General features: G+C 71.5%; 13 protein-coding genes. 5 read left to right on the top strand and 8 right to left on the bottom strand.

Annotation, left to right across the window (positions count from 1 at the left end; translation table 11 throughout):
- Positions 1-69: 69 nt before the first annotated feature.
- From U874_RS0112465 to U874_RS0112450, 4 genes are all read right to left on the bottom strand, one after another.
- A complete protein-coding gene (locus U874_RS0112465) occupies positions 70-870 on the bottom strand; it encodes a VIT family protein (RefSeq protein WP_081810017.1) in 801 nt (266 codons plus the stop codon).
- Between the two features lie 842 nt (positions 871-1,712).
- On the bottom strand, positions 1,713-2,525 hold the full coding sequence (locus U874_RS0112460; protein ID WP_025134868.1) for a phosphatase PAP2 family protein: 813 nt from the start codon (positions 2,523-2,525) through the stop codon (positions 1,713-1,715).
- Positions 2,522-3,415 (bottom strand): RNA methyltransferase, encoded by an 894-nt coding sequence (locus U874_RS0112455; protein WP_025134867.1) that lies wholly within the window; start codon positions 3,413-3,415, stop codon positions 2,522-2,524. Before U874_RS0112455 ends, U874_RS0112460 begins: the two co-directional genes overlap by 4 nt.
- A complete protein-coding gene (locus U874_RS0112450; RefSeq protein WP_025134866.1) occupies positions 3,412-4,278 on the bottom strand; it encodes an alpha/beta fold hydrolase in 867 nt (288 codons plus the stop codon). The genes U874_RS0112455 and U874_RS0112450 overlap by 4 nt, the downstream gene beginning before the upstream one ends.
- 112 nt (positions 4,279-4,390) lie before the next feature.
- Here U874_RS0112450 and U874_RS0112445 point away from each other — a divergent pair, with 112 nt between their 5' ends.
- Positions 4,391-5,095 (top strand): exonuclease domain-containing protein, encoded by a 705-nt coding sequence (locus tag U874_RS0112445; protein ID WP_025134865.1) that lies wholly within the window; start codon positions 4,391-4,393, stop codon positions 5,093-5,095.
- A gap of 97 nt (positions 5,096-5,192) precedes the next feature.
- On the opposite strand, the gene U874_RS0112440 is transcribed toward U874_RS0112445, so the two are convergent.
- Both U874_RS0112440 and U874_RS0112435 read right to left on the bottom strand, forming a co-directional pair.
- On the bottom strand, positions 5,193-5,441 hold the full coding sequence (locus U874_RS0112440; protein WP_025134864.1) for a type B 50S ribosomal protein L31: 249 nt from the start codon (positions 5,439-5,441) through the stop codon (positions 5,193-5,195).
- A gap of 113 nt (positions 5,442-5,554) precedes the next feature.
- Entirely contained in the window at positions 5,555-6,340 is a 786-nt protein-coding gene (locus tag U874_RS0112435; protein ID WP_025134863.1) for an ABC transporter ATP-binding protein, read from the bottom strand.
- 76 nt (positions 6,341-6,416) lie between these two features.
- Between U874_RS0112435 and serB the strand changes: the two genes are divergently transcribed.
- On the top strand, positions 6,417-7,061 hold the full coding sequence (gene serB / locus U874_RS0112430) for a phosphoserine phosphatase SerB (protein WP_025134862.1): 645 nt from the start codon (positions 6,417-6,419) through the stop codon (positions 7,059-7,061).
- A gap of 44 nt (positions 7,062-7,105) precedes the next feature.
- Here the strand turns inward: serB and U874_RS0112425 are convergent, their stop codons facing one another.
- Both U874_RS0112425 and fabG read right to left on the bottom strand, forming a co-directional pair.
- The gene (locus U874_RS0112425) at positions 7,106-7,915 is read right to left on the bottom strand and encodes an isocitrate lyase/phosphoenolpyruvate mutase family protein (protein ID WP_025134861.1); all 810 of its coding nucleotides are present in this window, start codon (positions 7,913-7,915) and stop codon (positions 7,106-7,108) included.
- Between the two features lie 50 nt (positions 7,916-7,965).
- Positions 7,966-8,676: a 3-oxoacyl-ACP reductase FabG gene (gene fabG / locus U874_RS0112420; RefSeq protein ID WP_025134860.1), complete on the bottom strand. Its 711-nt coding sequence runs from the start codon at positions 8,674-8,676 to the stop codon at positions 7,966-7,968.
- 194 nt (positions 8,677-8,870) lie between these two features.
- On the opposite strand from fabG, the gene U874_RS14470 reads away from it, so the two are divergent.
- Genes U874_RS14470 through U874_RS0112405 form a run of 3 tightly spaced genes read left to right on the top strand, consistent with a single transcriptional unit; the run spans position 8,871 to position 10,466 of the window.
- Positions 8,871-9,326 (top strand): DUF3099 domain-containing protein, encoded by a 456-nt coding sequence (locus U874_RS14470; RefSeq protein WP_025134859.1) that lies wholly within the window; start codon positions 8,871-8,873, stop codon positions 9,324-9,326.
- Entirely contained in the window at positions 9,323-9,568 is a 246-nt protein-coding gene (locus U874_RS0112410) for a hypothetical protein (protein ID WP_025134858.1), read from the top strand. The genes U874_RS14470 and U874_RS0112410 overlap by 4 nt, the downstream gene beginning before the upstream one ends.
- Before the next feature lie 7 nt (positions 9,569-9,575).
- Positions 9,576-10,466, top strand: a complete 891-nt coding sequence (locus U874_RS0112405) for an SURF1 family protein (protein WP_025134857.1) — start codon at positions 9,576-9,578, stop codon at positions 10,464-10,466.
- Positions 10,467-10,568: the final 102 nt, after the last annotated feature.

The raw sequence follows: 10,568 nt of genomic DNA, 5'->3' as shown, positions 1-10,568 counted from the left end.
ATCCGGGCCGCTGTGCGTTCACTGGCCCGCGGCGTGCGGAGTGCGGCGCGGGTGCGAGTGGCCGGCTCGCTAGCCCACCGCGACGCCGAAGAGGAGGCCAATCAGGTAGGTCGCGGCCATCGTGGCGGTGCCCATCACGACGTTCCGGCGGATGGCGGGGCCGCGCGGGGCTTCGCCGAGCGCAGCGCTGATCCACCCCGTCGCCACGAGCCCCACGACGACAGAGAGCACGGTGATCCAGGTGGCGTGCCCGCTCAGGGGGAGCAGGATCACAATGAGCGGGATCAGCGCCCCCGCGAAGAACGCGATGAACGACGAGATCGCCGCGTGCCAGGGGTTGGTGAGCTCGTCGGGGCGGATCCCGAGCTCGATGTCTGCGTGCGCGGCGAGCGCGTCGTGGGCCGTGAGTTCCTCGGCGACCTGCCGCGCGACGGCGGGGGAGAGGCCCTTCTGTTCGTAGAGCGCAGCGAGCTCGACGAGCTCCTCCTCGGGCATCTCGCGCAGCTCCCGGCTCTCGAGATCGAGGAGGGCGCGCTCCGTGTCGCGCTGCGTGCTCACGGAGACATACTCGCCTCCGGCCATCGAGAACGCGCCGGCCACGAGGGCGGCGAGGCCCGCGCTCGCGATCGCGAGCGTGTTCCCGGGGGAGGCCGCGGCAACGCCGATCACCACACCGGCGACGGAGACGATGCCGTCGTTGGCGCCGAGCACACCGGCGCGCAGCCAGTTGAGCTTCGCGCCCACGCGCCCGGCGGCGCGGTCGGCCTCGTGCACCGGGGGAGCCGCCGACGGGACTGGGCTCGCGCCCCCTCCGGCGGGGGTGCCAGCCGGGGCCTGTGCGGACCTGCTCTGCGGGTTTTCCTGCGTCATCCTGTGCTCCTTCGATGCGCTTTCCGTGCTTGGATACCCCCATCGTCCCGCCGATTGCGCACTTGCGCAAGCAAGGGAAGGCTGGGCTGGGTCGGACGAGCACTCGGGTCCGGCGAGCGCCAAACGCGGAACGGATCGAGTCAGGCCGCACCCGCTGGCGCTGCGCACCCGCGGCGCACACCGTGCGCTTGCTTCGCGTCGGGGCCGCGTCAGTACTGTGCCGGTGTGGTGCGGTGCTGACGCTGGCGCGCAGCGGAGCGCCTGGCGGAGCCGGGCCAGCCGGGGTCCGCCCCACCCCAGCTGACATAATATAGATTATCAGCGAATCGGGATTCGAGCGCGGAGAGCAGCTGTCGTCGCTTGCGCGAGCGCGTTGACGCCGCACCGGAGTCACGCACATGATTGCCCGCGATGCTGCCAAGGACCCCGAGGACCCCAGAGACACGAGCGCCAGCGAGGTCACTCTGAGGCGCTCTGCGAGCAGAACGCCGCGGCGCGCAGCGCGCCTGGTGCGCTCAGTGCGCATTTCGCTCAGCGCGGCCACACCCAGCCAAACTCAGAGCCAAGTGCCCAGCCAAGCGCTCCGCACGCGCGAATCCTGATCGACGCAGCCGAAGCAACCATGGATGCTGCGGCAGGTGATTCCCACCCACACCACCGGCGACCGGTCACCGGAACACCGTGCCAGAGCGCCTCACCTGCTGCGCCCCTACTGGATCATTCTGACACATTTTCCCGACAAACTGACATAACGTGAATCTGGGGAACTCAGCCCCCGCAGCTGCCCCAGACCCTCCATCCGGCGCCCGCGCGGCCCCGAGGCGCCTAGTCGTAGCTGGCGCTCAGTCCTGGCCGGCGCTCAGCCTGAGCAACGAGCGTGCGGCAAGCGCCCCGGCGGCGAGCCCGCCGAACTCACCGGCACTGAGCATCAGCTCGGAGCTCGCCTGCAGCCCGGCGACGCCGGCGAGCACGAGCGCTCCCCCGGCCAGGATCCAGCCCACCAGCGCGAGGCCCACCGAGACCGTGCGCGCGAGCGCGATCCTGCCCCGGTTGTGCGCCGGGCGCACGAGACCGGCGAGTGCGAACACGCAGCACACGAGCGCGATGCCGCCGAAGACGTCGCTCGGACGATGCCAACCGTAGGCGAGCAGCTGCCACCCGACGGCTCCGAGGAGCACGGCGCCGAGCAGTGCCACGATCGCGCGGATCCGGGCAGGCACCGCCCAGATCAGTGCGCCCACGAGCGCGGTGAACACCGTCATGTGGCCGCTCGGGAAGGTGTTGGGAGCGTCGAGCTCGAAGAGCTGCGGGCGCGTCAGCAGCTGCAGCTTGAGCAGCTGCGAGGCGAGGATGGCGAGCGCTGGGACGATCGTCACCACGAACGCGCGCCGCAGGCCGTGCGCCCACAGCGCGAGCAGGCCGATCACCACGAGAGCGATAGCCACGGTCGGGATCGACACCAGGTTCAGCGGGGGCGGCGGGTTCGTGGTGAACTCCGCCGCGTCGAGCACGCTGTTCTCGGCACGCTGCCCGAGCGCGTTGCGCACGCCGAGCACGTACGAGCCCACGCCCACGACGAGCCAGAACGCCGTGAACCACGCCGCACGACTGCGGCCGCCCGGCGAGATGCCCGGGCCGGAGAGCGCCCCCGTCACCGGGCGACCCCCTCCCCTGCCGCGGCGCTCAGCGTCTCGACGACCGGCGCGGGGCCGAGCGCACGCTCGCGCCGGCCGCGCTGGTCGCCCGTACGCACGGCCCACAGGGCGAGGGCCGCCGCCGTGGCGACGTTCAGCGAGTCGACGCCGTGCTCCATCGGGATCACGACGGAGCGGGCAGCCGAGGCCAGCGCGCGACGGCTGAGGCCGTCCCCCTCGGTGCCGAAGAGCAGCGCGAGACGCTCCGGCAGCTCCTCGACGTAGTCGGCGAGGTCCTCGGCGTCGTCGCGCAGCGCGAAGGCGGTGAGCTCGTACCCCTCCTCGCGGAAGAGCGGGCCGGCCTCGCGCCAGTCGGGCAGCCGCGCCCACGGCACCTGGAGCACGGCACCCATGCTCACGCGCACGGCGCGCCGGTAGAGCGGATCGGCGCAGGCCGGGCTGAGCAGCACTGCGTCGGCGCCGAGCGCCGCCACCGAGCGGAAGATCGCGCCAACGTTGGTGTGGTCGGTGAGGTCCTCGAGCACAACGACGCGCTTGGATGCCCGGAGCAGCTCCGCAGGATCGCGCGGCGCGGGCCGATGCATCGACGCGAGCGCACCTCGGTGCATGTGGAAGCCCGTGAGCTGCTCGAGCTGCTCGGGAGCGCCGACGAACACGGGCACGTCCGGGAACTCCGCGAGGAGCGCCTCGACCTTCGGGATCCACTCCGGGATGATCAGCACCGAGCGGGGCCGGTGCCCCGCACGGAGGGCGCGCTCGATCACCTTCGGCGACTCCGCGAGGTACAGGCCCTCCCCCGGCTCACGCACGCGGCGCAGGGCCACATCGGTGAGCTGCGTGTAGTCGGCCAGCTCGGGGATGCTCAGCTCGGTGATCTCGATCAGGTTCATGCATGCTCCCGCAGGAAGTCGGCGATGGCGTCGACGGCCTCCGTGACCGCCTCGTAGTGCACGAGGTGCCCGGTGCCCGGCAGGATCACCAGGCGGGATCCCGGGATCCGGTGGTGCAGCTCGAGCTGCTTCGCGAGCGGGGTGATGTCGTCCCGCTCCCCCGCGATGAGCAGCGTCGGCATGTCGAAGGCCGCAGCGTAGTCGGGCACGGTGTGCGAGACCGACGCGCGGAAGGCATCGAGCAGTGTCGTGGGATCCGAGAACGTGCTGAAGTATCGGCCGTGCTGCTCGTGGATCCAGGCGCGGAGCTCGCGATCCGACGTTTTCGCCATGACCTCGCTCATGACCCGGACGATGAGCGGGTTGCCGAGGAGCCCGCGCGCCGCGCGCTCGGGCAGGAGGTCGGCTGCGCGATAGTACGCGATGGCCAGCTGGGTCATGAGAGCCTGCGGCCCCTCGAGCGCGGGGGCCGAGATCGGATTGATCAGGATCGTGCGACGCGGCGCGAGCCCGCCCGAGAGCGACGCCGAGACGACGAGCGAGCCGAACGAGTGCCCGAGGATCGCGAAGCCCTCGGGTGCGACCGCTGCAGCGAATGCGCGAAGCCACTCGCCGAAGAGCGGGAGATCGTGGGTGCGCCCCGGAATCGCCGGGCTCGCACCGAAGCCCGGCAGATCGGGCACGACGATGCGCAGCTCGGGCGCCTGCTCGGAGAGGGCCACCGCAATGCCGGCGAGGCCGTGATGGTCGCCGCGGAAGCCGTGCACCAGGATCAGTGTGGGGCCCTCGGGCGCGCCGTACTGCCACGCACGGGTCTCGATCCCGAGCGTGCCGACGGAGAGGACGTGGGGGGCATTGCTCACGAAGCGATCCTACTGGGGACCGCTGACAGGGCCCTCAACCGGCGCCCCGCGCGCGTCACGATGGGGCGTGTCGGAGATGCTCGGTAGCATCGAGGGAAACGAAAGGAGCGCCGTGACCGCGCAACTCCCCCTCTGGGCCGCGAACATCGCCGTGTTCGACACCGAGACGACCGGAATCGACACCTCCGAAGCCCGCATCGTGAGCGCCACGATCGCGCTCCTCGGCCCCGGCGGCGAGGTCGTCGAGCGCTACGACTGGCTCCTCGATCCCGGCGTCGAGATCCCCGAGGCCGCTGCCCGCGTGCACGGCATCACAACGGACGTCGCGCGCGCGAGCGGGATCGCGGCCGCGGTCGGCGTGCAGCAGATCGTGGCGCAGCTGCTCGAGATGATCGAGCGGGGCTTCCCGATCGTCGCGTACAACGCTCCCTACGACCTCACGCTTCTCGCCGCCGAGGCCGAGCGCCACGGGATCGCGCTGCCGGGAGAGATCTCCCCCGTGCTCGATCCGCTGATCCTCGACAAGCAGCTCGACCGGTACCGCAAGGGCAAGCGCACCCTCGAGGCCGTTACGGCGCACCACGGTGTCGCGCTCGGCACCGCGCACGACGCCGGGGACGACGCGATCGCCTCCGGCCGGGTGCTGCAGGTGCTCGCACGGAAGTACGCCGATGTGCTTCCCGACGATCTGGACCGCCTGCACTCCGCACAGGTCGAGTGGGCGGCGGCACAGGCAGCGAACTTCCAGGACTACATGCGCCGAGCGCGCGATCCCCAGTTCGTGGCGGATGGGCGCTGGCCGATCCGGCGCGGTTAATCTCGCGCGGGCGGGGCGGCGCTGCGCCGTTCCCGCCCGGAACGCCACAGGGGGCCCGGATCGTGAGATCCGGGCCCCCTGTGCGTGTACCGAGTGCTTAGGCGCCGAAGCCCTTGAAGCGCTGGTTGAACTTCTCGACGCGGCCGGCCGAGTCCATGATGCGCTGCTTGCCCGTGTAGAAGGGGTGCGAGGCGCTGGAGATCTCGACGTCGAGAACGGGGTAGGTGACGCCGTCGAGCTCGATGGTCTTCTCGCTGGTCAGCGTGGAGCGAGTGAGGAACGTCTCCCCCGACGCCAGGTCGCGGAACACGATTGCGTTGTACTCGGGGTGGATGTCGGTCTTCATGAGTGTCCTTATTTTCGCGTGATGATGATGCGCTCAGCGCACCGAAGTCTTGCGGTACTACCGCACCAAGGATCCACTTTAGCAGACGAGGCGGGTGTTTTCCGCGATTGAGGTTAGGGGCGCGCCACGGCGGCGTAGCGCCCGCCGCTCACCGTGAGGTCGAACGGCATGCCGAAGGTCGCTTCGAGGTTTTCCGCCGTCAGCGTGTCGGCCACGGGGCCGGCGGCCTGAATGCGGCCGTCGCGCAGGAGGAGCACGTGCGTGAAGCCCGGCGGGATCTCCTCGACGTGGTGCGTCACCATGACCATGGCGGGCGATGCGGGCGAGGAGGCGAAGCCGGAGAGCATCTGCAGCAGCCGCTCGCGGGCGCCCAGGTCGAGGCTCGCGCTCGGCTCGTCGAGCAGCAGCATCTCGGGATCGGTCATCACCGCGCGAGCGATCAGGGTCCGCTTGCGCTCACCGTCGCTCAGCGTCGCGAAGATGCGATCAGCGAGGTGCCCGAGATCCCACTCGGCGAGCACGCGATCCGCCTGGCGCACGTCCAGCTCGTCGTACTCCTCGTTCCACCGGCCCTCGACCGAGTAGGCCGCGGTGAGGACAATGTCGCGCACCGTCTCCGTGGGCGGGATCCGGCGGGCCGTCGCGGAGGCGACGAAACCGATGCGGTTGCGCAGCTCGAAGACATCGACCTTGCCGAGCTGCTCGCCGAGCACCTCGACCGAGCCGCGCGTGGGGTGATCCGCCGAGGTCGCGAGCTTCAGCAGAGTGGACTTCCCGGCACCGTTCGGGCCGAGGATCACCCACCGCTCCGACTCGTCGACCGACCAGGAGACCCCATCGAGGATCGGGCGGCGGTCGCGCACATAGGACACATCGGTGAGGCGCAGCACATTGACCATGCGCCCCAGCCTAGCGAGTGCGCCCCGCCCGGGAGTGCGCCACGCCAGGGCGCGCGGAGTGCCTAGACTGGAGCGCATGACCGTCTCCCCCCTCGTTGTGCTCGACTGCGATTCCACGACCATTCAGGACGAGGTGATCGAACTCCTCGCCGACGTCGCCGGCACCCGCGACGAGGTCGCCGCGGTGACCGAGCAGGCGATGCGCGGAGACCTCGACTTCAGCGAGAGCCTGGGCGCGCGCGTGGCGACGCTCGCGGGCACGCCCGAGTCGGCGTTCCAGGAGGCGTACGAGCGCGTGCGGCTCACGCCGGGCATCCGCGAGCTCATCGCCGCCGTGCACGAGCGGGGTGGCAAGGTGGGCGTCGTCTCGGGCGGCTTCCACGAGGTGCTCGATCCGATCGCGCAGGACCTGGGGCTCGACTTCTGGCGCGCCAACCGGCTCGAGGTCGCGGACGGCGCGCTGACGGGCCGCACAGTCGGCCCCGTGATCGACGCCGCCGCGAAGGCGAGCGCCCTGCGCGAGTGGGCCGGGCAGGAGGGGATCCCGCTCAGCGCGACGGTCGCCATCGGCGATGGTGCGAACGATCTCGAGATGATGGACGTCGCCGCGATCGGGGTCTCCTTCAACGGCAAGCCCGTCGTGCGCGAGCGCGCCGACGTGGCGATCGAGGAGGACCTGGGCCGCGCGATCCCGCTGCTCGACCGGCTCGCCTCCGCCTAGCGCGACCAGGCGCCGCCCGCGGGCGACGCCCGGTTGCGGCGCCCTCAGAAGTTGTTGAGCTGCTCCGTGCCGTCCGGGATCACGCCGTCGGCCAGCAGATCCTCGCCGAGACGCTTGAGCGCCGTGAGTGCGACGTTCTGCGGGGCCGGCCCGTAGGAGATCCGCGCGACGCCGAGCGCCTCGTACTCCGCGGCGCTCAGGGCGCCCGGGAGACCGATCACGCTGACCGCGCGCTCACCGATCCCGGCGACGAGCTCCTCGGTCTCCGCCCGGTCGAGCACGCCGGGCACGAAGACGCACGTCGCCCCCTCCGCGAGGTAGGCGCGCCCGCGCTCGATCGCGTCGGCGATGGACTCGGCGCGGGGCCGGTCTCCCCCGCGGACGAGCGCGTCGGTCCGCGCGTTCAGCACGAAGGAGACGGCCTCCGCCTCGCCCGCCCGGATCGCGGCGCGCACGCGCGCGACGGACGCCTCGAGCGGGAGCAGCTGGTCCTCGATGTTCGCACCGCTCACGCCCACGCCGATGGCGCGGCGCACGGTCTCGCCCGCGTTCCCGAAGCCCCCGTCGAGATCGGCGGTGACCGGGAGCGCCACGGCGTCGGAGATGCGCTCGATCGCCGCGAGCATCAGCTCGAGCGGGATCCGCTCCCCGTCGGGGTAGCCATGGCTCGCCGCGATGGCGTGGCCCGCTGTGGCGATGGCCCGCGTGCCGGGCAGCTCCGCGATGACGCGAGCGCTGACGGGATCCCAGACATTCACGACGCGCAGGATCTCGGGGGCCGCGTAGAGCTCGGCCAGCGCCTGCGCGTCGACGGCGACGCGAGTGGGGCTGCGGTGGTGTGCGTGAGTGTTCATGTGCTCAGGCTACGCTCGCCCCACCCGCATCGCCAGGGGTGTTCAGGCGATTAGTGGCCCATGCCCAGGCCACCATCAACCGGGATCACGGCGCCCGAGATGTAGGCGGCGTCGTCGCCCGCGAGGAACGAGGCCGCACCCGCGATCTCGGCGACCTGGCCGAAGCGGCCGGCGGGGATCGAGGCGAGGTACTGCTGCTGCTGCGCCTCGGGGAGCTCGGCCGTCATGTCGGTCTCGATGAAGCCCGGCGCGATCACGTTCGCCGTGATGCCGCGGCTGCCCAGCTCGCGGGTGAGCGAGCGCGCGAAGCCGACGAGCGCAGCCTTCGACGAGGAGTAGTTGATCTGGCCGGGGCCGCCGTAGAGGCCAACGACACTCGAGATGAGGATCACGCGACCGAAGCGGCCCTTGAGGAGGCCCTTCGCTGCGCGCTTCACGACGCGGAAGGTGCCCGTGAGGTTCGTGTCGATGACCGAGGTGAACTCCTCCTCGGTCATGCGGAGGAGGAGCGTGTCCTTCGTGATGCCGGCGTTCGCGACGACGACCTCGACCGGGCCGAGCTGAGCCTCCACCTCGGTAAAGGCGGCGTCGATCGACGCGGCATCGGTCATCTCCGCGCGGACGGTGAGCGAGCCCGCGGGGCCCTCGCCCGAGCGGGAGGTGACGGCGACGCGGTGACCGTCGGCGATCATCCGCTCGGCGATGGCGTAGCCGATGCCGCGGTTCCCACCGGTGATGAGTACGGTGCGCGAGGTGGTCATGAAGATCCTTCCGTCCAGACAGTTCGCGTCAAGCCTACGGGAGTGCGCATGCGCGGGGGCACGGGCGCGCGGGGTGCTGCGTGCGCCGCTCGGGGAACGGCCCGCGAGACCGGCGCGCCGCGGATCGCCGCGCGCACTGCGCGGAGGCTCAGCCGGGCAGCGTAGGCTGGACCCTTGGAGCTGAGAGGATGCGCATGGCCAAGAGTGTGAGCGTGACATCGGCCGGGGTGAACCCCGCCGAGGACCGGGCGCATCGTATGCGGATGTACTTCATCGCGATGGTGCTGCGCGTGCTCTGCGTCGTCTCGCTCTTCTGGGTGCGCGGTTGGTGGATCCTCCTCGTCGCTCTCGGCGCCGTGGTGCTCCCCTGGTTCGCGGTGATGGTCGGCAACGCGGTCGCGCACGGCGAGGGCGAGGCCCCCGAGGCACCCGAGCCGCTGCAGCTCGCCTCCGGGAACGCCGACGACGACGCGCAGGACGCCGCGGATCCCGAGCTGATCGTGATCGACGTCGAGCCGGCCCGGCGCTCGCAGCGCGCCGAGGGCGCGGCGGATCCCGCCACCCCCACGACCGCGGCGCAACCGACGGAGGCGTCGCCTGCCGAGGCGCCGCTCCCCCGGACGCAGCCGGAGAGCGGGGACGAGCGGTGAGCGGCGTCGTCACCCCGTCCATCACGCTGGGGCTCCCCCCTGAGCACCGCTTCAGCTGCTCCCGCGCGGGCTGCCGCGACGAGGCGAGCTGGGCACTCCTCTGGCGCAACCCCAAGATCCACTCCGCGGACCGCAGGAAGACCTGGCTCGCCTGCGACGCGCACCGCGAGACCCTGCACGACTTCCTCGCCGCGCGCGACTTCCCGCTCGAGGTCGTGCCCGTGACCGAGCTCGACGACTGAGGACGACATGCCGCAGCTGCCCCCCGATGGACCCTCCGAAGCTCCCGCTGTCGGCTGGTCGTTCCTCCGCTCCGGCCGCTGGTTCGGCTACGCCACCATGCTCGTCATCTTCTCGGTCGCCTGCGTGCTGCTCGGCAACTGGCAGTTCGACCGCCGGGCCCAGGCGCGCGCGGAGATCGAGCGCCTCGACGCCAACTACGGTTCCCCCGCCGTTCCGCTCGAGGAGGAGCTGCCGGATCCCGGCGCGTTCGACTCGGACACGCAGAAGTGGCGCACGGTCTCGGTGAGCGGCGAGTACGAGGGCGACCCCTTCCTCGCACGCAACCGCCCGGGCCCGGGGGGCGTCGGTTCCGACCTCATCCAGGCGCTCCGCACCGACGACGACCGAGTCTTCTTCATCGACCGCGGCTGGGTGAGTGCCGATGGCGGATCCGCTGAGCGCGGCGAGGTGCGGATCGAGGATCTCCCGGCGCCGCCGAGCGGTCCCGTCCGCGTCGAGGCGCGGCTGCGCGCCTCGGAGCCGGAGATCGCGGGCCGCTCGAGCGTCGGCCTGACCGTGGCGAGCATCGAGCTGCCCGAGCTCGCGCGCCTCACCGGCACCGAGGAGGACGCCTACACGGGCGCCTACGGCATGCTGATCTCTGAGGACCCGGCCGGCGAGCACGGCGTGCTCCCCGCGGAGCCCGAGCGGGACGAGGGCCCGCACCTCTCGTACGCACTCCAGTGGTACGTGTTCATCATCATCGCCGCGATCGGCGTGATCATCGCCGCGCGCCGCGAGTATCGCAGCCTGAACGCGGGAAGCGGCGTCGTGCAGGAGCAGGATCGCCGTGCTGCCGAGCGTAAGCAGCGCCGCGGGCCAAGCGACGCGGACGTCGAGGACGCGCTGCTCGGTTAAGCGAAGCGCGCCGGGAGAGCGCAGCGCGCGCCGCGAGCACGTGCGCCGCGGCGTCGATCCCGAGCGGCGTGCATCCACAGCACAGCGCGGGGGCCCGCACGG

Origin of the sequence: Leucobacter sp. PH1c (assembly GCF_000633415.1) — a bacterium.
GTDB lineage: Bacteria > Actinomycetota > Actinomycetes > Actinomycetales > Microbacteriaceae > Leucobacter.
Note: the sequence above shows the minus strand (reverse complement) of the source record. Positions and strands in the feature narration are given on the sequence as shown.

Coding starts and splice junctions, on each gene's coding strand:
- U874_RS0112465 (WP_081810017.1), bottom strand. CDS start 870: ATGACGCAGGAAAACCCGCAGAGCAGGTCCGCACAGGCCCCGGCTGGC.
- U874_RS0112455 (WP_025134867.1), bottom strand. CDS start 3,415: ATGAACCTGATCGAGATCACCGAGCTGAGCATCCCCGAGCTGGCCGAC.
- U874_RS0112440 (WP_025134864.1), bottom strand. CDS start 5,441: ATGAAGACCGACATCCACCCCGAGTACAACGCAATCGTGTTCCGCGAC.
- U874_RS0112435 (WP_025134863.1), bottom strand. CDS start 6,340: ATGGTCAATGTGCTGCGCCTCACCGATGTGTCCTATGTGCGCGACCGC.
- serB (WP_025134862.1), top strand. CDS start 6,417: ATGACCGTCTCCCCCCTCGTTGTGCTCGACTGCGATTCCACGACCATT.
- U874_RS0112425 (WP_025134861.1), bottom strand. CDS start 7,915: ATGAACACTCACGCACACCACCGCAGCCCCACTCGCGTCGCCGTCGAC.
- fabG (WP_025134860.1), bottom strand. CDS start 8,676: ATGACCACCTCGCGCACCGTACTCATCACCGGTGGGAACCGCGGCATC.
- U874_RS14470 (WP_025134859.1), top strand. CDS start 8,871: ATGGCCAAGAGTGTGAGCGTGACATCGGCCGGGGTGAACCCCGCCGAG.
- U874_RS0112405 (WP_025134857.1), top strand. CDS start 9,576: ATGCCGCAGCTGCCCCCCGATGGACCCTCCGAAGCTCCCGCTGTCGGC.